Origin of the sequence: Bacillus sp. FSL P4-0290, assembly GCF_037975435.1 — a bacterium.
Classification (GTDB): Bacteria; Bacillota; Bacilli; order Bacillales; family Bacillaceae; genus Bacillus; species Bacillus subtilis.
Genome location: NZ_CP150253.1, coordinates 4149290 through 4169838, shown reverse-complemented (window position 1 = coordinate 4169838; position 20549 = coordinate 4149290). Strand labels below are relative to the sequence as shown.

23 protein-coding genes and 4 pseudogenes are annotated in these 20549 nt (G+C 40.0%); 11 read left to right on the top strand and 16 right to left on the bottom strand.

Translation table 11 applies throughout. From position 1 onward, the window contains the following. The 3 genes from MKY10_RS21820 to MKY10_RS21810 form a co-directional block, all read right to left on the bottom strand. The gene (locus MKY10_RS21820; protein WP_015250789.1) at nucleotides 1-918 is read right to left on the bottom strand and encodes an EamA family transporter; all 918 of its coding nucleotides are present in this window, start codon (nucleotides 916-918) and stop codon (nucleotides 1-3) included. After that, nucleotides 915-1331, bottom strand: coding sequence for a MerR family transcriptional regulator (locus MKY10_RS21815; RefSeq protein WP_010886646.1), 417 nt, complete (start codon nucleotides 1329-1331; stop codon nucleotides 915-917). Before MKY10_RS21815 ends, MKY10_RS21820 begins: the two co-directional genes overlap by 4 nt. Nucleotides 1332-1601: 270 nt before the next feature. Then, nucleotides 1602-2264, bottom strand: a complete 663-nt coding sequence (locus tag MKY10_RS21810) for an amidase domain-containing protein (RefSeq protein ID WP_339226026.1) — start codon at nucleotides 2262-2264, stop codon at nucleotides 1602-1604. Nucleotides 2265-2730: 466 nt separating this feature from the next. Here MKY10_RS21810 and MKY10_RS21805 point away from each other — a divergent pair, with 466 nt between their 5' ends. After that, complete coding sequence (locus MKY10_RS21805) at nucleotides 2731-3207, top strand: DUF4944 domain-containing protein (protein ID WP_050496387.1); 477 nt, start codon at nucleotides 2731-2733, stop codon at nucleotides 3205-3207. Nucleotides 3208-3274: 67 nt separating this feature from the next. On the opposite strand, the pseudogene MKY10_RS21800 reads toward MKY10_RS21805, so the two are convergent. Continuing rightward, a pseudogene (locus MKY10_RS21800) lies at nucleotides 3275-3445 on the bottom strand (DUF255 domain-containing protein); the annotation flags it as partial. A gap of 349 nt (nucleotides 3446-3794) precedes the next feature. On the opposite strand from MKY10_RS21800, the gene tet(L) reads away from it, so the two are divergent. Continuing rightward, nucleotides 3795-5171, top strand: a complete 1377-nt coding sequence (gene tet(L), locus MKY10_RS21795; protein WP_015250792.1) for a tetracycline efflux MFS transporter Tet(L) — start codon at nucleotides 3795-3797, stop codon at nucleotides 5169-5171. Nucleotides 5172-5273: 102 nt separating this feature from the next. Here the strand turns inward: tet(L) and MKY10_RS21790 are convergent. The 3 genes and pseudogenes from MKY10_RS21790 to MKY10_RS21780 all read right to left on the bottom strand — a co-directional run bounded on the left by MKY10_RS21790 (nucleotide 5274) and on the right by MKY10_RS21780 (nucleotide 6773). Then, nucleotides 5274-5436: pseudogene (locus MKY10_RS21790) on the bottom strand (DUF255 domain-containing protein). Nucleotides 5437-5690: 254 nt separating this feature from the next. Further along, on the bottom strand, nucleotides 5691-6257 hold the full coding sequence (locus MKY10_RS21785; RefSeq protein ID WP_339226022.1) for a dihydrofolate reductase family protein: 567 nt from the start codon (nucleotides 6255-6257) through the stop codon (nucleotides 5691-5693). A gap of 159 nt (nucleotides 6258-6416) precedes the next feature. After that, nucleotides 6417-6773 (bottom strand): MmcQ/YjbR family DNA-binding protein, encoded by a 357-nt coding sequence (locus MKY10_RS21780; protein WP_003226867.1) that lies wholly within the window; start codon nucleotides 6771-6773, stop codon nucleotides 6417-6419. 350 nt (nucleotides 6774-7123) lie between these two features. Between MKY10_RS21780 and satA the strand changes: the two genes are divergently transcribed. Continuing rightward, the gene (satA, locus tag MKY10_RS21775; protein ID WP_003226870.1) at nucleotides 7124-7645 is read left to right on the top strand and encodes a streptothricin N-acetyltransferase SatA; all 522 of its coding nucleotides are present in this window, start codon (nucleotides 7124-7126) and stop codon (nucleotides 7643-7645) included. Between the two features lie 67 nt (nucleotides 7646-7712). Here the strand turns inward: satA and MKY10_RS21770 are convergent, their stop codons facing one another. Together MKY10_RS21770 and MKY10_RS21765 are read right to left on the bottom strand one after the other, a co-directional pair. Continuing rightward, complete coding sequence (locus MKY10_RS21770) at nucleotides 7713-8315, bottom strand: YitT family protein (RefSeq protein ID WP_003226872.1); 603 nt, start codon at nucleotides 8313-8315, stop codon at nucleotides 7713-7715. Then, complete coding sequence (locus tag MKY10_RS21765) at nucleotides 8312-8758, bottom strand: GNAT family N-acetyltransferase (protein ID WP_014481495.1); 447 nt, start codon at nucleotides 8756-8758, stop codon at nucleotides 8312-8314. Before MKY10_RS21765 ends, MKY10_RS21770 begins: the two co-directional genes overlap by 4 nt. Before the next feature lie 119 nt (nucleotides 8759-8877). Here MKY10_RS21765 and MKY10_RS21760 point away from each other — a divergent pair, with 119 nt between their 5' ends. The 3 genes and pseudogenes from MKY10_RS21760 to MKY10_RS21750 all read left to right on the top strand — a co-directional run. Then, nucleotides 8878-9330, top strand: coding sequence for a MarR family transcriptional regulator (locus tag MKY10_RS21760; RefSeq protein WP_003226875.1), 453 nt, complete (start codon nucleotides 8878-8880; stop codon nucleotides 9328-9330). 147 nt (nucleotides 9331-9477) lie between these two features. Then, nucleotides 9478-10140, top strand: a complete 663-nt coding sequence (locus tag MKY10_RS21755; protein ID WP_029318531.1) for an MBL fold metallo-hydrolase — start codon at nucleotides 9478-9480, stop codon at nucleotides 10138-10140. A gap of 16 nt (nucleotides 10141-10156) precedes the next feature. After that, nucleotides 10157-10290, top strand: a pseudogene (locus MKY10_RS21750) (LysR family transcriptional regulator); the annotation flags it as partial. A 24-nt stretch (nucleotides 10291-10314) separates the two neighbouring features. Here MKY10_RS21750 and MKY10_RS21745 read toward each other — a convergent pair. From MKY10_RS21745 to MKY10_RS21735, 3 genes are all read right to left on the bottom strand, one after another. Continuing rightward, complete coding sequence (locus tag MKY10_RS21745; protein ID WP_029318532.1) at nucleotides 10315-10794, bottom strand: hypothetical protein; 480 nt, start codon at nucleotides 10792-10794, stop codon at nucleotides 10315-10317. Nucleotides 10795-10876: 82 nt separating this feature from the next. Continuing rightward, entirely contained in the window at nucleotides 10877-11320 is a 444-nt protein-coding gene (locus MKY10_RS21740) for a GNAT family N-acetyltransferase (protein ID WP_029318533.1), read from the bottom strand. A 13-nt stretch (nucleotides 11321-11333) separates the two neighbouring features. Further along, on the bottom strand, nucleotides 11334-12212 hold the full coding sequence (locus MKY10_RS21735; RefSeq protein WP_044052403.1) for a LysR family transcriptional regulator: 879 nt from the start codon (nucleotides 12210-12212) through the stop codon (nucleotides 11334-11336). A gap of 186 nt (nucleotides 12213-12398) precedes the next feature. Here MKY10_RS21735 and MKY10_RS21730 point away from each other — a divergent pair, with 186 nt between their 5' ends. Continuing rightward, nucleotides 12399-13613 carry an MFS transporter gene (locus MKY10_RS21730; RefSeq protein WP_339226019.1) on the top strand — a complete coding sequence of 405 codons (1215 nt, stop codon included), beginning with the start codon at nucleotides 12399-12401 and terminating at the stop codon, nucleotides 13611-13613. 32 nt (nucleotides 13614-13645) lie between these two features. Here the strand turns inward: MKY10_RS21730 and MKY10_RS21725 are convergent. Then, nucleotides 13646-14483 (bottom strand): annotated as a pseudogene (locus MKY10_RS21725) (pentapeptide repeat-containing protein). Between the two features lie 145 nt (nucleotides 14484-14628). On the opposite strand from MKY10_RS21725, the gene MKY10_RS21720 reads away from it, so the two are divergent. After that, nucleotides 14629-15018: a nuclear transport factor 2 family protein gene (locus MKY10_RS21720; protein WP_015250797.1), complete on the top strand. Its 390-nt coding sequence runs from the start codon at nucleotides 14629-14631 to the stop codon at nucleotides 15016-15018. A gap of 67 nt (nucleotides 15019-15085) precedes the next feature. Beyond that, on the top strand, nucleotides 15086-15874 hold the full coding sequence (locus tag MKY10_RS21715; protein ID WP_015250798.1) for a hypothetical protein: 789 nt from the start codon (nucleotides 15086-15088) through the stop codon (nucleotides 15872-15874). Nucleotides 15875-15911: 37 nt separating this feature from the next. Here the strand turns inward: MKY10_RS21715 and MKY10_RS21710 are convergent, their stop codons facing one another. After that, on the bottom strand, nucleotides 15912-16649 hold the full coding sequence (locus tag MKY10_RS21710; protein ID WP_029318538.1) for a MerR family transcriptional regulator: 738 nt from the start codon (nucleotides 16647-16649) through the stop codon (nucleotides 15912-15914). Nucleotides 16650-16808: 159 nt separating this feature from the next. Next, on the bottom strand, nucleotides 16809-18119 hold the full coding sequence (locus MKY10_RS21705) for an MFS transporter (protein ID WP_014478548.1): 1311 nt from the start codon (nucleotides 18117-18119) through the stop codon (nucleotides 16809-16811). Between the two features lie 433 nt (nucleotides 18120-18552). On the opposite strand from MKY10_RS21705, the gene MKY10_RS21700 reads away from it, so the two are divergent. Then, on the top strand, nucleotides 18553-18999 hold the full coding sequence (locus tag MKY10_RS21700; protein WP_015250801.1) for a DUF6376 family protein: 447 nt from the start codon (nucleotides 18553-18555) through the stop codon (nucleotides 18997-18999). Between the two features lie 32 nt (nucleotides 19000-19031). On the opposite strand, the gene MKY10_RS21695 is transcribed toward MKY10_RS21700, so the two are convergent. Then, nucleotides 19032-19961 carry a manganese-dependent inorganic pyrophosphatase gene (locus tag MKY10_RS21695; RefSeq protein ID WP_061890970.1) on the bottom strand — a complete coding sequence of 310 codons (930 nt, stop codon included), beginning with the start codon at nucleotides 19959-19961 and terminating at the stop codon, nucleotides 19032-19034. A 205-nt stretch (nucleotides 19962-20166) separates the two neighbouring features. Here MKY10_RS21695 and hypR point away from each other — a divergent pair, with 205 nt between their 5' ends. After that, nucleotides 20167-20544 (top strand): transcriptional regulator HypR, encoded by a 378-nt coding sequence (gene hypR / locus MKY10_RS21690; protein WP_014478546.1) that lies wholly within the window; start codon nucleotides 20167-20169, stop codon nucleotides 20542-20544. Nucleotides 20545-20549 lie beyond the last annotated feature (5 nt).

Sequence of the window (20549 nt, the reverse complement as noted above, 5' to 3'; positions counted from 1 at the left end):
TTATATAGCTGACTGTTCTTTAGTATTGTACTTAGGAATACGTATTACCCCCGAAGCGGTTAAAACGCCTAATATAACTAACACAGCCCCAATAACTTGAAATACCTTTATCGGTGTTCCAATTGCAAATGAAATAATCATCGTTACAACGGGAACAAGGTTGAAAAATAAAGATGTTTTACTAGCCCCAATCTCTTTAATCCCCTGATTCCACCATAGGTAACCCAAAACACTTGTAAAGAAAGCCATAAAAGCAATTGCCCCCCAAACTCCAATCGGGATGTTCGATAAAGAAACAGGTTTGGATGTAAATAAGGAAACTACTATTAAACTAACAGCACCAATAACCATCGTATAAGTGGTTGTAGATAGCGGTGTACCATCCTTTACAAACCGACGTCCAAGTACGCCATAAAGTGCCCAACAAACGTTACCTGTAAAGATTATTAAGTCTCCTCCTGAAATTGATAAGGTTTTAATGGTTTCGATAGAACCTTGTGTAATGACTAACAATACACCGATGAATGCAAACAATATGCCGAGTACTTGTTTTTTTGTCATGTTGTCCTTTAAGATAATTCGAGCGAGAATTGCTGTTAATAAAGGATTCAGCCCCATTATTAATGCTCCGTTAACGGGAGATGTATATTTTAAACCAACAAAAAACAAGGCATTAAATCCAAAGATTCCTATAATTCCAAGAACAATGTATGAAACGGCGTTTTTCCGTAATTGACTCTTCTTTATACCTTCAGTAAAAATCAAAATGATGAGCATCACTGCAGCCGCTAAACCGAAACGCCATGCCGCAGAAGACGATGGAGAAAAATATCCAACTGTATATTTTGCAAGATTAAAAGTAGCTCCCGTGAAAATAGAGAAGCCAAGTAACATTATGTATATATTTAAATGTTTCATTTGTTTTCCACTTCCTCTTTCAAAATTGAATAATATGTATCCAGTTTTCCTTTTGTAGTAGAAATCACTTCTTCCAGCTCCCTTTTTTTAATTTCCATTTTCTCTAAGTGCTTGGTTAAAATCTCAATACGTTTATTTATAGATGGGGAGAGTTGTGCCGATTTAACATCCGAATTGATTTTTTCCAAAATGCATCCGTCTTTGACAAACTCATTAATATCCTCTAAAGACATACCTGTTTCCTTTAAACTTTTCAGGAATAACATGAACTGAATATCAGTCTCCGTATAAAAACGCCTTCCACTGTTTTTTCGTTTTGGTGGTGGAAGTAACCCAATCTTTTCGTAATATCTTAATGTATACGAACTAATACTAGTCTTCTCAGCAGCTTTACTAATGGAATACAACAACATCATCCCTCTCATTTAATTAAAGTTAGTTTACAATTTAGAGTTAACTCTAAGTCAAGCAAATAAAAAAACCTGCTACCGCGTGGTTACGGATTACAGGTTTTAGAAAATGAATGACATAAAAGGTAAAACTGTATTATTTGAACAATTGTATTACCATTTAAAATGCCTTATGTTATTCCACACGAGTTGATTATCCTTGGCTACCAACAACACGTTATTGCACATATAAAAAAAGAAGCCACTATTTAGGCAGCTTCTTTTTATTTTTCTTTAGAACTTAATAACTCTAAATCTATACTTACTTCCTTTGAACTCAAATGGTAGATGTGCATATAATTGTTCACTAGAGTGAGCTGAAAATCTTGTTTCTCCTTTTTTTACATCATAAACAACAACGGTATGGAACCAGTTTCCGGAGTTTTTATTATAGACTTGCACTACATCTCCAGTTGAAACTTTCTTTGATACTTGTGAGGCAGTTAAGTTAGAATAAACTTTATGTTTTTTAGTACCAGTCCAGTAGCCATAGAAATCTTTAACTCTGACCCAAGAAGTAGAGTAATTAATTTTGTATGTTCCCTGGACTCGATATTCCTTAACTGTAAACCAACCCGTTGTAGTCTGGGTATAATGACTGCCATAATAACCTTTCAAGCTAGTAGGCATTCCACCTGCGTGAACCACTTGAGATGCGTAGTTTGTACAGTCACCGCCACTACCACCTAGATATCCATATAAAGAGCTGGATGTGTTCTTCGAATTTTTTGTCATATATTTTTTTGCATTTGTTCTGTTATAACTTGAAAGAGCATTAAACTCTAATGAAGGTTGGGACTGTAAGTCTTTTACTTCATTATCAACTTCAGTATTTTCATCTTCATTTTTCACTCTAATTTCTTTGATTTTTTTATTTAACAAAGAATTACTTAACACAAAAGGTTTTTCTTCTTTATCTTTATTATCTTTTGTAGCTTGTTCGAATTGATATTCTTCATTCTCGGCTAGGTAGATGCTGGAATATGTTTGTATTAAATTTTATTATATTTTTTGAAATCTAGTTTTGTTGCGGGCTCTAAGAAATTAACAAATTGTTCTGATCCAATTTTGTAATTCTTTTTATTGTCCTTAAGATACTTTATGACTTCATTTTGTGCATCCTTTAATGTATAAGAATCCGTAGAAAAAGTTTCAGTTTCTTTAGCTAAAGTTACTTTTGGTATGACGAATAAAGATAGTATCAAAGATACTATAATGAAACAAAAAAATCTTTTTTTCACTTTCTACACCTCTGTTTTTCCATAAGCTAATTTGGTATAATCACTAGTGAAACCATTATTTACTATATCATTCTTTTGGTTTATATTTAATTTTTTTCTAGAAAAATATAGGAGTAGAGTATGTGAAAAAAAGAAAAATAATGAAAATAATCATTCCGATAGTGGTTTTATTGGGGATATTTGTTGTTTTGTATTCGATATATGATCAACAGGATCTTTATAAAGGGACAAGTAAAGACAATGAATGGAAAGTTTCCATTGAAAAGTCAAGTAAAACATCAATTGGGCCAAATTATTTTCTAAACTTATACTGGCAGGGTAATGAAAATAAAGAAAATAAAATCACTATTAAACAAATTGAATTGATGGTCGATGGAAAAGTTTATGAAGAGAATGGTCCTTACTCTCTATCTGAATATAATGGTGAAAGTTTAAAAGACGGTGGGGAAAAACCTGACCACATTTCAACCTTTGAATATATGCCCGAGGAAGATATTAAGGGTCATAGGTTAGAAGTCAGAATAACATGGAATCAACCCAAAGAAAAGACGACAGTCTTTAAATTAGAAGAGAAAAAGTTTTTAAACTTGGGTTTCTAAAAAATTATAACTATTAAAAAGGCAGCCGAAACTGGTTGCCTTTTTGGTTATTCTAAGAGAAATGGCACCAATGACAAGTCGAATAACCGATGCTGACCAGAACCGGCTTGTTTTCGCGTTTTGCTTTTGCAAATGCTTCTTCTCCCCACGGGAACCAGTCCACAGGGTTGTGGGCGTGTTGGAGTAAATAAGGAGACTTTTCAGCGATTAATCTATTGGGTTTACTTTTATTTGGCATGGGATCACCTTCTTCCTAAGTTGGTTATATTCAGGTTACCACAGTTATCCTAAACAAATACAATAACTGACTGCTTATCGATAATTGTGATGTGAAAATATAAACTAATGTTTCATTTTGCCACTTGAGATAAATGCGAATAACGTTTTTCCTTGTTTCGCAATCTGGTCAAATTTTTATAAAAAAAAGTAAAAGTTTAAACCTTAGTCTATATATAATAAGATCATATCAATCAAATGTAGGGGGAGTTATTATGAAGTGCAATAAAATGAACAGGGTACAATTAAAAGAGGGAAGCGTATCAATGACCCTATAAACTGCGTCTGCCCTCATTAATGGAGGGGAAATTGTGAATACGTCATATTCACAGTCAACTTTACGGCACAATCAAGTTTTGATTTGGCTTTGTGTTCTATCATTTTTCAGCGTATTAAATGAAATGGTTCTGAACGTCTCATTACCTGATATTGCCAACGAGTTTAATAAACTGCCAGCAAGTGCAAACTGGGTGAATACTGCCTTTATGTTAACCTTCTCCATTGGAACAGCTCTATATGGAAAGCTATCAGACCAGATGGGCATCAAAAATCTGCTTCTATTTGGGATTATGGTAAATGGCTTAGGGTCGATCATTGGATTTGTTGGACACTCTTTCTTTCCTATTCTCATTCTAGCCCGATTTATTCAAGGAATTGGTGCAGCCGCATTCCCAGCTCTTGTGATGGTTGTCGTTGCGCGCTATATTCCAAAAGAGAACAGGGGGAAAGCATTTGGCCTGATCGGGTCCCTGGTAGCAATGGGAGAAGGTGTTGGGCCAGCTATTGGGGGAATGGTTGCTCATTATATCCATTGGTCGTATTTGCTGCTTATTCCAACTGCAACAATTATCACCGTTCCATTTCTTATAAAATTGTTGAAAAAGGAAGAGAGAATAAGAGGACACATTGATATGGCAGGGATTATATTGATGTCTGCAGGTATCGTATTTTTTATGCTGTTTACAACATCTTATAGATTTTCTTTTCTGATCATCAGTATCCTTGCTTTCTTCATATTTGTGAAACACATTAGGAAAGCTCAGGACCCTTTTGTTGACCCTGAATTAGGGAAAAACGTCTTTTTTGTGATTGGAACCCTTTGCGGAGGACTAATATTTGGTACAGTAGCAGGATTTGTCTCTATGGTTCCTTACATGATGAAAGATGTTCACCATTTAAGTACTGCAGCAATTGGAAGCGGCATTATTTTCCCTGGAACAATGAGTGTCATCATCTTTGGTTACATTGGGGGATTGCTTGTTGATCGGAAAGGTTCCTTGTATGTACTAACTATTGGAAGTGCATTGCTTTCTTCCGGTTTTTTAATCGCTGCCTTTTTTATAGATGCAGCACCATGGATCATGACAATTATAGTAATTTTTGTTTTTGGGGGTCTATCTTTCACAAAAACAGTTATATCTACAGTTGTGTCTAGCAGTTTGAAAGAAAAGGAAGCGGGCGCTGGAATGAGTTTGCTTAATTTCACGAGCTTTTTATTAGAGGGAACGGGTATTACGATTGTAGGCGGTTTATTATCTATCGGCTTCTTAGACCATAGGCTGCTGCCTATTGACGTTGATCACTCTACCTATTTGTATACCAATATGCTCATACTTTTTGCAGGGACCATTGTTATTTGTTGGCTAGTAATCTTGAATGTATATAAACGTTCGCGGAGGCATCGCTAAATGAGTGAAAGGATCAATCTTGTGAAAGTAATCCAAGGTTGATCCTTTTTTGTAAAATGAATAAACATGGCATCAATAGCATGTTCTTTAGATTAGCCATCGTTAGCTATACCCAATAGATACGAGAACAGGCTTGTTTTCGCGTTTCGCTTTTTCATATGCTTCTTCTCCCCAAGGGAACCAGTCCACAGGGTTATGAGCATGTTGAAGTAAAATAAGTAGACTTCTCAGCGATTAATCTATTGGATTTATTGTTAGTGGGCATAGGATCACCTCTTAGCCGATTTACTTAAAAGAGGGAGAATGAAATATACTATAATGTTTAATTATGTTAATGCGTCCTTTCCAGTCTTCTTTTCTTTTAATACAAGAGAATGGATATTTTTAGCTCTGTTAAAATTTGATGTTGATAATTCAATAGTATTAAGGAGAACCCATTGGATTCCCCCTTTAGTTCAATAAGAAAAATAACTGTCGAGTGTTACCTTACAATGTATATTTTGGAGGAGTAAGATTTTTTTAGCCATTCCAATGATAAACGATTTGCACAACGCCAGAGGAAAATGTTCTTGTATTCACCATTTTTAAATTTATCCTCTGTTTTACATCAATAAACAACGGTTTTCCTTCTCCCAAAACAACAGGGTGAATAGATAATCTAAATTCATCAACAAGCCCCAAATTTATAAAAGTTGTAATGAGACTCGCTCCACCATATAGCCAGATGTCTTTGCCAGACTTTTTCTTCAATTTATTTACTTCTTCAAGAATATTATCATTTATAAATATGGCTTGATTATCAATCTCATTTTGTGTTCTGGAAAAAACATATTTCTTTTTACTATGAACCAATTTCCAAAGTTCCTTTTCTGTATCAGGATCTTCATTTTTTGGAATATATTGTACCCATAAATCGTAGCTTTTTCTGCCATATAAAATAGTATCAATTTGATTTAAGAAATCAGTAAACCCCATATCAGGGTCCATAATGCACCAATCAACTTCTCCATTTTTCCCTTCAATAAAACCATCTAAAGTAACTGCTAAATCTAAAATGATTCTTCTCTGTTTTAAGTTATTTGTCATAACTATTCATCCTTTTCCATAAGAAGTTGGTAGAAATTCTTCTCCCACTCTCGCACCAGATAGACTAAGTTGCGTTTATGGACTGAGTGAAGAACAGTATCCTAAAATGAAAGTGCCCACTACTTTTCGCAGCTTGATTAGCCGGAACACTCTTTATCTTCACTTGGTTAAATGAAAGCTCTGCTCGATTAAGTTATAGATTTCGCCTTCTGGATCTGTCCGTTCTAAAACAATTGAAATCCAATGTTCCTTATCCATATGATATCCGGGTAAGATATTTTCCCCGTTTCTTAAGCTATCACTTATTTCAGGGGGACATTTTAGATTTAGAATATCTATTTCGCCATGACCATCCAAGCCTAATTTTTCTGGGAGAACATTCATGATAAGACCGTACCATTTTTTGTTTGATGTATGTCTCAAAGAAGCATAGTTTGGGTATTTCACCCACGGGTAATCAGGCGATGTACCGTATTTTTCTTTGACGTGTTTAAAGATATCTTCTCTTGTTAACATACTCAATCACTCCTTTATTCACTCTCATTCTTTCATAGAAAAAACAAAGGTCAACGGATTTTTGGTAGTCTTTTGGACATGTCACCAATGGCAGAGTTATATCTAATGCTTCTAATCCCCACGGGTACCATTCAATGGCGGGTTGAAGGAAGTATGCTTTTTCATATTGATGAATCTATTATTGTTAGTAGGCACGGGATCATCTATTCCTTTTTACTGTACCACAAGCCTCTGTTGAAATACCCCATTAAGACAGTGAAATAGAAAAATCGCTATATATAAAAGGTGATGGATGCTGTTCTTGATCGAAACGAGTATGCTAATATAATCTCGTTTAGGAGGGGATTGATATGATCAAGAAAATGGCTCAAATGAATTTGAAAGATTTCAATAAACCAAATGAACCTTTCGTTGTTTTTGGGAGAATGATACCTGCTTTTGAAAACGGTGTTTGGACATATACTGAGGAACGATTTTCTGAACCTTATTTTAAACAATATGAAGATGATGAAATGGATGTTAGTTATATTGAAGATGAAGGGAAGGTTGTCTTTTTATATTATGTTGAAAACAACTGCATCGGCCGGATTAAGATTCGTTCTAACTGGAATGGGTATGCACTAATAGAGGACATTGCCGTTGCAAAAGACTATAGACAAAAAGGCGTTGGAACAGCATTATTACATAAAGCGATTGAGTGGGCAAAGGAGAATCGCTTTTGTGGTCTTATGCTTGAAACACAAGATATTAATGTTTCAGCTTGTCGTTTTTATGCCAAACATCACTTTATAATAGGTGCAGTTGATACGATGCTTTATTCCAACCTTCCAACAGCAAATGAAATTGCGATTTTTTGGTACTATAAATTTTAATTTATCATAAAATTATTGAACGAAACGTAGCTTGTTTTGCGTTTCGTTTTTTCAAAGAAGAGGTTTTTTAACCCCTTCTTTTTTTTGATAAGAATTGTTTTTCCACAATAGGCATAAAAACGTGAAGGATCATTCCTCCCAAACAGACGGTTAATAGGGTTCCGATGCCGATAGGGCCTTTAAAGATGATGGCTAATACTAAGAAAAGAGCGTATACCAATGTTCTTGAAAACAAGATTGTTCTTTTGGAGAGATCTCGGATAATAAGTGTTAAATGATCGATGGGTGTTGATGCGAATTTCGTCTGAAGATAGATGGCTGTTCCAAGACCGATGAGCATCAAACCAATTCCGAAACAAATCAGTTTGCTTAACAACGCATTTAGATAGATGGTGTTTTTTACAACAAACAACCATAGGTCAATGCCTATTCCAGTAATGAATGCTGTAATTAAGCCTAGCAAAATAGGTTTTTTTCTCGTTAATATAGCGTTGCAGATTAAGAGGATCACAGAAATAAGGACCTCCCAGCTCCCTACGGTAAGACCGATTTCTTTTGACAGACCAACCAAAAGGGCATCGAAGGGTGATGTGCCCAGTCCTGATTGTATGGTTAAGGAAATGCCCAAACTTAATATGAGTATGCCTAATCCGTAAAAAATATATTTCATGTTATATTCCGCGATATGTCTTTTGTCATCAAGACATGAGGGATGCCGTCTTCCATAAATGCCTGTGAAGAAATCTGGTAGCCCAGTTTTTGATAAAAGCCTGCTGCTTGTGTTTGACCATGCAGCTTACATGCAGTCAATCCTTTTTCTTTTATGATTTCTTCTAACCCGCTTACGATGACTTTCCCCAATCCGTACTTACGGTAAGGTTTTAGGATGCAGATTCTTTCCAGCTTTGCTGTATGGCCAACGATGCGCACACGGCCCGTGCCGACAGGCTGATTCTCATGATATACCAAGACATGCTGGCATTGTTCCTGGAGCGTATCAAATTCATCGAACTCTTCGGATTCCGATACATGTTGCTCCTCAATGAAAACCGTCTTTCTAATATTCAAAGCTTCATGTAAATCAGCTTCAGTTGTTATTCTTTTTATATTCATTATGAATCAATCCTTTTCTGATATTAGTCTGGACTGTACAGCATGCATGTGGTCTTATAATAGTAAGGTTAAAACATTTTTGTTGTAATTGCAACAAAAATACGTGAGGGGTTTTAGGAATGAATGATATTTTGCGTGAGATCGGCATGATAGCAAGAGCGTTGGATTCCATAAGCAACATCGAATTTAAAGATTTAGACTTAACAAGAGGGCAGTATCTCTATCTCGTACGTATATACGAAAATCCGGGAATTATTCAAGAAAAATTGGCGGAAATGATAAAAGTGGACCGGACAACGGCCGCGCGGGCCATTAAGAAGCTGGAAATGCAGGGATTTATTCAAAAACTGCCGGATGAGCAAAATAAAAAAATAAAAAAACTGTTCCCGACTGAGAAAGGGAAAAAGGTATATCCATTGTTAAGAAGAGAAGGAGAACATTCCACGGAAGTGGCCTTGTCCGGTTTTACTTCAGAGGAAAAGGAAACCATTTCTGCACTCCTTCATAGAGTGAGGAAGAATATAGAACGTGATTGGGAATATGTGAAGAAGGGGAACAAAAGGGATTATTAATGGACAACGTTTACAATTTGAGCTGATGCTGGCGAAAATCGGCGTCTCCTCCTCAAGAATCCAGTCAGCTCGAGCGTGGGTGAAAATAGTCCGTTCACTTCTGTTTTCTTTTGAACTATCAAAAAATCTCCAAAGGGAGTGGTTTGCGTGAACTTGAGACAACTATCAGAACATGTCTATCAATGTGAATTTGAGCTTGATGTGCCTCTTCGTATCCCGGTTCATACTTGGTTTATCAAAGATGGTGATGATGTTTATATTGTTGATACGGGAATAGAACGTTTTGCTGAAGCTCAAATTAGAGCAGCGTTAGCGATCGGCAATCCAAAAGCCATTTTGCTTACCCATGGCCACAGTGATCATATCGGAGGTGCATCAAAATGGTTAGATAGATTTGATATTCCGATTTTTGCGCACCAGAAAGAACTAAAGTACATCAATGGGGAAGAGCCATATCCGAACAAAAATGAAGTGGAGAACACAGGGGTAGCCCATATTGTCCAGCCGCTGACGGAGCAAAGGCTTGCTCACCTGCCTCTGAAATACTATTTAACACCTGGCCATTCGCCGGGGCATGTCGTGTATGATCATAAAATCGATCGTACGCTATTAACGGGCGACCTTTTTATCACAAGTAAGGAGGATTTACACCCACCTATAAGAAGATTCAGTGTTGATATAAATGAGAACATCGATAGCGGCTCAATCATAGATCAAATCAAACCAACGCTCATTTGCTCTTCACATGGCGAAGAAATCCTTTATAACGAAGAATTGTATAAAAACTATGTGGTAAGGTATAGGGATTAATGGAAGTGAAAAACATAAGCTGAAAAATCTCCAGCATGGTGAAGCCCTCGATCCGATTTACTCACACCCAAAAAGAAAAAATGGCAGCTGCCTGCCGCAGAGGCTTTTGCGGAGCTTGTTTTACATTCGATTCATGAGCAAAAGGAGTGAGTGTCAGGCTCACTCCTTTTCTATTTAAATTGCGGCTGTGAGCTTTGGTTTTACAAATTTCATGAAAATCCCTCTGACTAATGGGCCCATAATCAGTAATTGCAATGGATAGGCCAGGATGAAATTTTTCAACACCATCATAAGGTAAGCACTGAAGAGGCTGTCCCCGTTCAGCCCATTTGCCAGAACCGCTGTCACTAAACCGAACACAGACATACAAAGTACCATGCCAATCACCATACAAGTTGACATGGCAAGGATGACATAAATTTTTTTAGTCTTGTCGAACGACATGCGGAATGCAATCTTCTTGGCGAGGGGGCCTACTAACAGTAAATCGAACAGGAGGGCGACCATAAAACCGATGGCCATTTCAAAAACGGTCATCAGTGAAAAATCCTGAATGGCTCCGTTGATGATGGCATTGTAAATCGACATGACGCAGACCATTCCAAAACACATCATCACGCCAAATATAAGACCCTCTTTTTTATTTGCTGGCATACAATCATTCCTTCTCTCCATAATCGGTGATTAGTATACCAATGAACTGTTCATGCTCATAAGTGACAAATTTGTGAACAATCTATAAAGCAGAATCGTCTTGTTTTGTCATCAGTACATGCGGAATGCCGTCCAGCATAAATTCTTCTGATGCAGTCTGATAGCCGAGCTTTTCATAAAAGCCTGCCGCCTGTGTCTGGCCGTGCAGTTTGAAGGCAGAAATGCCTTGTTCTTTCACAATACGTTCTAATGCATCGACGATCACTTTTCCCAAACCGAATTTGCGGTAAGACTTCAGAATGCAGATTCGTTCCAGTTTCCCCGCGTGGCCAACGATACGGACACGTGCAGTGCCAACAGGTACATTCTGATGATAAGCCAGGATGTGCTGGCAGTCACCGTGGAGTGTATCGAACTCATCGAATTCATCCGAAATGGGACAGCCTTGTTCCTCTACAAATACTGCCTTTCTGATTTCAAACGCTGTATGTAAATCCTGTTCTGACGCGATTTTTTTGACATTCATGTTTGAATCCTCCCTACTCAGAAAAATGGCTGATCACATATTGTTTAAAGGTCTCAGCAACCGGTGATAAAAACCTGCCTTTTATCCAGGCAATTCCTATGACACGCTGACATTCCGGCCAGCTGACGCGGATTTTGGTGATTTTGCTTTGGTCTAAGCCTTTCAGGTCTGGGAGAATAGATATGCCCAGTCCGGCTGCCACAAAACCTGCGGCAGTAGCTGCTTCTTCTCCTTCAAACATAATGTTCGGCTGTATATCGGCCTTCTCAAACAGCTCATCGACCGTCATCCGAAGCGCATAGCCCTTTTTCAATAAAATAAAACGCTCCCCGGCAATCTCATTCAGGGTAATGCTTTCGCGACTGGCTAATGGATGATCATTTGGCACAAATACAAAGAGTTCTTCACTCCACAGCTTGATCCATTGGATCGGATTTTCAGGCTTAATCGAAGCGAGGAGACAGAGGTCCAGATCTCCGGATTTTAATCGTTCAAGCAGCCAATAAGAGTGGTTTTGCTTCAGCTGGAAGGAAATGTTGGGGTATTCCTGCTGAAAGGAGCCGATGAGATCGGGCACGAGCGTGGTGCCTAATGTATGTAAAAAACCGAGAGAGACTACGCCTTGGTCTGGCTTTAATAAGGCTTGGATTTCTTCTTTTCCTTCGGTATACTCCTTCATCATCGCCTGAACCCGTCGTAAAAAAATGTGTCCGTATTGATTTAAGCTGATGGATCGTCCTTGCCTGTCAAATAGCGGGACGCCCAAATGATTTTCCAGCCTGGCGATAGAGCGTGAAAGTGCAGGCTGTGTGATGGAGAGGCTTTTTGCGGCTTTCGTGACGTGCTGCATCCGGGCCAGTGTTTGAAAATATTCAAGTTGTTCCCATTCCAATTATCATCTCTCCTTATTACATATAAGCATGAAAACGATATTTTATATGCATTATACAACATATATCAACGGTGCTAAGATAATAATATAAACAGACTCAAGGATGTTTGAATTCGGAAGAAATAAAGGATGATTGTTTATGAATGGCAGTGCTCCACAACATGATGAGGGACCGATAAAGTCCCGATGACATACATTCGAAAAGGCACACCGGTTTTTCGAAAAATTACGTTTGCTTTCTTCGCTGCGGGTTTCAATACATTTGCGATTCTATATTGCGTACAGCCGCTCATGGAGGAATTCACGCGGGAATTTCATGTGACGCCTACTGCGGCGAGTCTTTCTTTATCTGTTACCACAATGCTGTTAGCTGTGAGCATGCTTGTCTTTGGTTCATTATCCGAGGTGTGGGGACGCAAGCCTATTATGGGTATTTCCATGCTGGCCGCATCGGTTCTCTGTCTGGCATCGGCCTTTAGTCCGAGCTTTCATACACTGCTCGTATTGAGAACCATTCAAGGCGTTGCGCTCGCAGGCCTTCCGTCGATTGCGATGGCTTATCTTGGGGAAGAAATTGAACCCGGAAGTCTTGGATCAGCGATGGGGCTATATATCAGCGGAAATGCAATCGGCGCCGTTTTCGGAAGGATCGTTTCCGGGCTCCTGAGCGAGTACTTGAATTGGCATATGGCGATGGGGACAATTGGTGTCATTAGTTTGATTGCTAGTGTTATATTTTTTATGAATTTGCCGCCATCCAGGCATTTTACGCCAAGAAAATTGAAGCTCGGGAAATTGGGAATGTCTCTGATCGGCCACTTGAGGGACCGTAAACTATTCAGCTTGTTTCTCATTGGTTTTTTGCTGCTCGGAAGCAATGTTGCATTGTTTAATTACATTGTGTATGTGCTGTTGGGCCCGCCGTATTCGCTTAATAAAGCATTTGCCAGCTGGATATTTATTGTGATGATTGTAGGCATTTTCAGCTCGTCTTTCATTGGAAGAATGGTTGATCGATATGGCTATCCAAAAATACTGGTGATGAATATTTTCATCGTCATTGCAGGTGCTTTATTCACGATAAACAGTATGCTGGCAGTGAAAATTCTGGGGATTGCCCTCTTTACATTCGGTTTTTTCGGCGGACATTCAGTTGCCAGCAGCTGGGTGGGCAGGAGAGCCCTTCATAACAAAGCACAGGCTTCATCGCTGTATTTGTTCTTTTATTACGCCGGTTCAAGTGTTTGCGGAACAGCCGGAGGGCTATTCTGGTCTGCTTTTCACTGGCTGGGCGTCGTCGGTATGATCACCTTCATGCTGCTGGTTGCGTTATGGCTGTCGGGATACTTGGCAAGAAGTGTGAAAATGCCGGATAAAAGGAACGAAAAAGGATTGAATTGATCAGTAAAAAAGGACCGTTAGCGGGTCCTTTTTTATTTCCAATGGGCAGGGGTTCGTACAGACAGCGGCAGCTTTGTGTTCGAATCGCCGTTGGCGGCGTTCACCTGTGCCTGTGTCAAAAAGATGCTCCCGGTCAGGTCGGCGCCGCTGAGATCAGCGTCTCTCATATCTGCACCGATAAAGTCTGTCATTCTCAAATCGGCATTTCTCAGATCGGCGGCTATGAGCAGCGCCCCTCTTAGATTTGCTCCTCGCAGATCAAGCCCTTTCAGTTTCGCGCCGATCAGGACACTTCCCCGGCTGACTTTTTTCGGGAGTTTTGGATGGCGGGCTTGGGCACGCACCAGCTCACTCGTTTTTAACAGCCATTCATTGACCTCAGCTCGATGCTCGTCCACCTGCAGTGTCAGCAAGCGTTCTTTGCTGCCTGGTGAGCCTTTCTATTTTTTCGAAACTGGTTCTCAGTTCAGGATGAATCGGCTTGGCTATATCTATAGAAAGAGCTTCATGTAAATACCAGAGCATTTCGTGCAGCTGCTGCATGATAGGAAAAACGTCAAACATCTGGTTGGCCGTTTCGGGGCTGTTTCGCCAATCCTTTCCCTCATAAGTGATTTGGGATACTTTTTGGCCGGCGCCAAAGCATTCATATGCAGAGCAGCCTCGAAATCCTTTTTCTCTGAGATCTTTATGTATAGAACATTGATAGTTTGATTGTAAGTTGCGGCAAGGTGTGCCCCCGTCTTTATCAAAAGCAAAATCTGCCGACTTCGCATAAGGCAAGGCGACACAGCACAGGCCAAAACAGTGCTGGCAATCCGCACTTAAATCATGATGTATATTGTCATGTAACGTTACTTCCGCAGACAATAATGTCCACCCCTTCACTTGGGTACTTTGTTAAATATATCTATTTGATTATATAGGAAAATAGGATACTTTTCATTTTGTTTTCACGGTTTCAGTGAACTAACGATGTATAATATATCCAATCATGATGATTGGGGGAATTCATTTGGAACAGCAATTGAAAGACATCATCTCTGCGTGTGATTTGGCAATCCAAAATGAAGATTTTGATACACTGATGAATTATTATTCGGAAGATGCCATTTTAGTTGTGAAGCCGGGCATGATCGCGCGAGGCAAAGAAGAAATCAAAAAAGCGTTTATTACGATTGCGAACTATTTCAATCATCATATTGTCCCGACACAAGGGGAAATGATCCTGTTGGAAGCAGGTGACAGGGTACTCGTTCTTTCTCAGACACTGCTTGATTCGGATATAAAGGGCTCCGAGTATGCGATGGAAAGAAGGGCGACCTATGTATTTAAAAAGAATGCGCAAGGCGAGTGGCTTTGTGTAATTGATAATTCATATGGTACGGATTTAATTGGTGTGTAAGATATGTCTTTGATGTGCCATTCCTGCATATAATGATTCATTCAGCTGATTAGGGAAGGTGACACAATTGAATGTGTATGACATCAGAATGGCTCCTTATTGGTTTTATGAAGGCAGAGGACTTGTTCAACATCCATACGTATTTCGGCAGCCTGTCTCCTCACGTGCAATCATTGCATCTACCCGCGGCGATGTAACGGGAGACGGCGTTATTGACGAGGTCTTTCTAACTGGAAATCAAATGCCCGGCAGCCCGTTATGGAGAGATATCACATTGGTGATCCGTGATGGCAGAACCCATCAGGAGCAGCAGATTCAGCTTCAAAACAATATGGGATACAATCCGTCACTTTTTCTGGGGGATATGACGGGCGACAAGATTGAGGATGTGGCAGTGGTAATGGATACAGGGGGAAGTGGCGGTGCTATTTATGCATATGTGTTTGCCTATCTAAACAGGCAGTTCCGGCGAATTTTCAATTCAGATGTATTGAATGATGAATTAAAGTACAGTGTGAGGTATCAAAATCAATATAAAGCGAGCGTCATCAGTCATCAGCAAAACGAAACGTATATCCTCGACCTTACTTACAAGGGCAGGGAATATTTGAATGAGATTTATAACAGCCAAGGTGTGTTAAAAATGCCGATAGAAGGATGGGTGAATCCTTTATCGGGCTTGTATCCGGTTGATTTTGACAGAGACGGCGTATACGAATTATTGGCGTACCAGCGGATAGCGGGAAGGTATAACGCCGACTCATTGGGATATGTTCAAACCGTATTGAAATGGAACGGACGGCGTTTTGCCGTTGACCGGCAGAATGTTTCGATTGTTGGCGGTGCTGTCTCGTAATCCTGATGGCTGTCACCCTATAAAGGGTGACAAAACACTACAGGTGTTCTGCAACGACAACCAAATAATAAGATAAACCGGTTTGCTGCTCTTCTAACATTCCTCTATGGAAATCATCTTGCATAAAAAAACGTGTTTGTTTTACGTAATCTTCTTTACTTGTCGGATGCCCTTTCTGATTTAGGAACTTAAGATGATTCATGACATGCTCTTGCACGGAAGGGTCATGATACGTTACACCATTTCTTAAAAAATCAGCCATCCTATCAAGAAAATGTTTAGCCTCTATTGCCATTTTGTTCATTTCATCGACATTGATTGTATGTGTATCCAATTCAAAATCGTAACGCTCTTTTAAATACCCATTTTGTTCTGCTAAAGATTGTTTCCATTCTTCAGCGCTTTCAAATCCTTTAAACATTACCTTATGATCCATGTTTTCGCCTTTTCTCGTGTATTCTAAAGATGTGTTGACTGTTTGAATGAGACGCTGATACTTTTCAATTTTCTTTTCAAACAGCTTTTTTTGTTTTTCTAATGTACTTGTTCTTTCAGCATCCTCATTTAATAATCTTTTGATTTCTGACAAAGGAATATCTAATTCTTTGTAAAAAAGGATTTCCTGCAGTCTTTTTAGTTCGTCAGCACCATAGTACCGATATCCGGCTTCGCTTATTTCTTTTGGGGCTAGCAAGCCGATTTTGTGGTAATGATAAAGCGTTTTGATTGTGACATTCGCAATATTGGATAGTTCTTTTACTGTTAATTTCACCATCCGACTCCTCCTTTCTTCTTTCACTATGAGGCCTTACCTTTGGTTGGAGTCAAGGATAAAATGGTGGTGTTTTCGTCCGAAGACAGCCTAGTGAATGTGGGAGAAAGAAAATAACACCTGGCGGATTCAAAGAAAAGAGTGCTTTTCAGCAAGCACTCTTCATTCCAGTTTAATTCGTTTTACATCCCCTAATACAAACACATAAAAAACCAATCCCAGCAACAGCACAAAACCAGCTACCAGAAAGCTGAGGGTAAAGGAGCCTGTCACATCAAACAAATACCCTGTCAGTGACGCAGCAATAATGCCTCCGAACAGGTTGTTTGCGAGATTCACCATGGAGCTCAGCATGGATACGGAACCGATCGGCGCGAGTTCTGCGGAGATGGACCAGCCGACCGGAGCGGTTGCGGAAATTCCGGCGAGTCCGATGGAAATGCAAATAATCGCTACGGTAATATTGTTCGTCAGAATGGAGCCTAAAAAGAAAAAGCCAAAGCTCATTCCGACTATGATTACGGTTCGGTACACCTTGGTGTTAGGATAGCCTTTCTTAATAAAATAATCGACGAGCCAGCCGCCGACGGCAATTCCGGAAATGGTTGAGATCAGCCACGGCACTGCCGTAAATAAACCGGACGACATGAGATCCATACCGTATGTATGTTTAAAGAAAGTCGGAAGCCAGGTGAGCAGCAGGTTGAATGTATACCCGTACCCTGTAAATCCGATCATTAAGCCCCATACTTTCCGATTGGTGAAAAGCTTTTTTAAAAGCGGGCCCGTTTTGTAAGGGATTTGCTCTGTTGTAATGGCATTGTGTTTTTGAATATAGTTTAGTTCACTTTTAGAAATGCGTTTGTGCCGTTCAGGCTGTTCATAATACTGCCAGAAAAAGATCGTAAACAGCACATTGATGCATCCAATCGTCAAAAAAGCGACACGCCAGTCAAATGTTGTGACAAGAAAAGCGACCAATGGCGCGCCGATTACATTTGAAAACTTGGCGGCCGAATCGAACAGTGAGTTTGCCAATCCCCGCTCACTTGGAGGAAACCAGAGAGCGGTTGCTTTAGAGGCAGCAGGGAACGCAGAGGCGCTCGTCAGCCCAATGAGAAACCGGAACAGATACAACAGCAATTTTCCTTGCAAAAAAGCAAGAAGGATCGTTAAAAAGCTCCATATTGTCATTCCAACCCTCGTGACCCATGCGACCCCAAAACGGTCCAGCAAACTTCCGACAGGCAGCTGCATCAGTGTATAGGAATAGGTGTAAATGGAAAACACGATGCCGAGTTCAGTTGCAGTAAGGTGAAACGAATCTTGTATCGCAGGGGCCGCTACCGAGATGGCCACTCGGTCAAAATAATTAAGAATAATAATGCCGCTAAGTAACGAAGATATGTACCATCTGGTATGCCCAGGCCGTTTCACGCGCTCTTGACTCATGATGAAAACCTCCTCTGTCATAGCATGATCTCCTGATAGAAAAACCATTCAAATTTTAAATACCACAGCGCGCTTTTATATAAACGGCAGGAATTTGACTGGAACAGATCGGTGCTTTAGAATGAAAGTAATAAAAATGAACACTCCAAAGGGGAGTAGCTTTCACAGTAAAGTCGTCATTACGGGACAAGTTGTCCTCGGCTTTGCTGGCAATCTCATTTGTTAGCGAGACCTTTGCCAAATCTGATTTGGTGAAGGTCTTTTTGTTTCAGGAACTTCACCAAATTGGTGGAGTTTTTTCATTTTTACCAAAAAGGGAGAGGAGCATCAGAATGTCTAAGCTGAAAAAGTGGCTGAAGCGTGAATTGGTGAGGAAAGGGCTGCCGTTAGCGAAAGAGAAATTGATTCCGATCTTAAAAGAAAAAATGAAAAAGAAACGATGAGGAGGCTGAAGATGAAGATCATTTTGACAATACTTGCCGGAGTGGGACTTTTGAGTGCAGGCGGATGCGGCATGCTTGATCAGGTGAACGACGGATTGAACTATACGAGTGAAGCAGCGGGGTATGTGGAGAAGGTGAAGACATTTGCAGAGGAAGCGCCTGAATTGGCTGAGAAAGCTGTAAATGACACCGAGGCGAAAGAAAAACTTGAAGCGCAGCTTGAATCGATTCAGAAGGATGCCGCTGATTTTAATGAATTAACGCCGCCTGATGCCGCAGCGGAGATTCATCGAACCATTCAGGAGCATAACGAAACCTTGCAGAAAAGCGCTGAAGAGGTGTTGAAACAAGCCGAGGAAGGCAAGGTATCGCTTAAAGAATTGGAGCAGTCAGACCTGGTCCAAAACGCAAAGCAAATTACTGATATGATGGGACAAATTGAGAAGATGGGTGAATAAGAAAAAGCATCCCGATGCGGGATGCTTTTTGCTTATTCAGCCATTGCGTCTGTTAAGACAGGAACGACTTGTTTTTTACGGGAAACAACGCCTTTTAAGAGGGCTGTGTTGTTTTCTAATGTAACGTTGAACGCTTTTTCCACTTTCGCTGCTTCGTTACCGATTGCAAGAGCAAGTGAATCATTTTCTAAGATATCAGTGATAACGAGAAGGAACAGATCAAGATTCTTCTCAGCCACAACTTTTGAGATCACAGCTTCTAATTCAGCTTGGCGTTTTTTTACATCTTCAATGTCCACTGTGTTTACTTGTGCGATTTCGACTTTCTTGCTGCCGAGCGTAAATTCTTTCGCATCAAGAGAAATGAGCTCTTCCACTGTTTTTTTGCTTAGATCAGCGCCTGCTTTCAGCATGTTCAAGCCGTATTCTTCAGCATTTACGCCAGCGATCTCCGCAAGCTCTTTTGCTGCTGCTACGTCTTGGTCCGTGCAAGTTGGAGATTTAAATAACAGGGAATCAGAAATGATCGCAGACAGCATAAGGCCGGCAATTTCTTTCTCGATTTTCACGTTATTCTCTTTGTACATTTTGTTTAAGATGGTAGCCGTACAGCCTACAGGCTCAGCACGATAGTAAAGCGGCTCAGCTGTTTCAAAGTTAGCGATGCGGTGATGGTCGATAACCTCTAAAACCTGAACCTCTTCAATGTCTTTGATGCTTTGCTGGCGTTCGTTATGGTCAACCAGGATAACGGCGTTTACTTCGTTTGCAGCTGTTTCAACAAAGCGCGGGCTTTCTTGTTTGAAATAGTCAAGCGCGTATTGTGTTTCGCCGTTGACTTGTCCGAGACGGACAGGCTCAGCATTGAAGCCGAGTTTGTTTTTCAAATCAGCATAAGCAATCGCAGAACAAATCGTATCTGTGTCTGGGTTTTGGTGTCCGAAAATAAGTATCTTTTCCATGATAGCTCCTATCCTTTTTTTAAGTAGTGTAATCTTTATATAGTTTAACACGTCTTGCTGCAGGTGTAATCATGCAAACCCTTAAAAATTGATGTGAATAAGAAGCATTTTCTTTGAGCTAAGGAGAAAAGGTGTGTAAAATACTGGGTAGCTTAGTTGCAAAATGTAATGTAGTATCAAAAAAGGTACTATTGGAGGGTCAAGAATGAGTGGAAAAAAGAATATATACCCGAACAAAGAAGGCTGTCCAGTTGAATTTACTCTAGATGTCATTGGCGGAAAGTGGAAAGGAATTCTTTTTTATCACATGATAGATGGCAAGAAACGATTTAATGAGTTTCGGCGAATCTGCCCGAGTATTACTCAAAGAATGCTTACTCTTCAGCTGAGGGAGCTGGAAGCGGACGGCATCGTGCATCGTGAGGTTTATCAACAGGTGCCGCCCAAGGTTGAGTACTCTCTGACGGAATTCGGGCGAACGCTTGAACCGATTGTTTTGCAAATGAAAGAATGGGGAGAATCCAACAGAGACGTGCTGGAATCTTATCGTTCGAACGGCTTACTGAAGGATCAGCAGAAATAGCAGCA

What these genes read in the sequence shown, in the direction of transcription:
- MKY10_RS21820 (WP_015250789.1), bottom strand. Translation starts at nt 918, where the DNA reads ATGAAACATTTAAATATATACATAATGTTACTTGGCTTCTCTATTTTC.
- MKY10_RS21815 (WP_010886646.1), bottom strand. Translation starts at nt 1,331, where the DNA reads ATGTTGTTGTATTCCATTAGTAAAGCTGCTGAGAAGACTAGTATTAGT.
- MKY10_RS21785 (WP_339226022.1), bottom strand. Translation starts at nt 6,257, where the DNA reads ATGACAAATAACTTAAAACAGAGAAGAATCATTTTAGATTTAGCAGTT.
- MKY10_RS21780 (WP_003226867.1), bottom strand. Translation starts at nt 6,773, where the DNA reads ATGTTAACAAGAGAAGATATCTTTAAACACGTCAAAGAAAAATACGGT.
- satA (WP_003226870.1), top strand. Translation starts at nt 7,124, where the DNA reads ATGATCAAGAAAATGGCTCAAATGAATTTGAAAGATTTCAATAAACCA.
- MKY10_RS21770 (WP_003226872.1), bottom strand. Translation starts at nt 8,315, where the DNA reads ATGAAATATATTTTTTACGGATTAGGCATACTCATATTAAGTTTGGGC.
- MKY10_RS21765 (WP_014481495.1), bottom strand. Translation starts at nt 8,758, where the DNA reads ATGAATATAAAAAGAATAACAACTGAAGCTGATTTACATGAAGCTTTG.
- MKY10_RS21760 (WP_003226875.1), top strand. Translation starts at nt 8,878, where the DNA reads ATGAATGATATTTTGCGTGAGATCGGCATGATAGCAAGAGCGTTGGAT.
- MKY10_RS21745 (WP_029318532.1), bottom strand. Translation starts at nt 10,794, where the DNA reads ATGCCAGCAAATAAAAAAGAGGGTCTTATATTTGGCGTGATGATGTGT.
- MKY10_RS21740 (WP_029318533.1), bottom strand. Translation starts at nt 11,320, where the DNA reads ATGAATGTCAAAAAAATCGCGTCAGAACAGGATTTACATACAGCGTTT.
- MKY10_RS21730 (WP_339226019.1), top strand. Translation starts at nt 12,399, where the DNA reads ATGACATACATTCGAAAAGGCACACCGGTTTTTCGAAAAATTACGTTT.
- MKY10_RS21710 (WP_029318538.1), bottom strand. Translation starts at nt 16,649, where the DNA reads ATGGTGAAATTAACAGTAAAAGAACTATCCAATATTGCGAATGTCACA.
- MKY10_RS21705 (WP_014478548.1), bottom strand. Translation starts at nt 18,119, where the DNA reads ATGACAGAGGAGGTTTTCATCATGAGTCAAGAGCGCGTGAAACGGCCT.
- MKY10_RS21700 (WP_015250801.1), top strand. Translation starts at nt 18,553, where the DNA reads ATGAAGATCATTTTGACAATACTTGCCGGAGTGGGACTTTTGAGTGCA.
- MKY10_RS21695 (WP_061890970.1), bottom strand. Translation starts at nt 19,961, where the DNA reads ATGGAAAAGATACTTATTTTCGGACACCAAAACCCAGACACAGATACG.
- hypR (WP_014478546.1), top strand. Translation starts at nt 20,167, where the DNA reads ATGAGTGGAAAAAAGAATATATACCCGAACAAAGAAGGCTGTCCAGTT.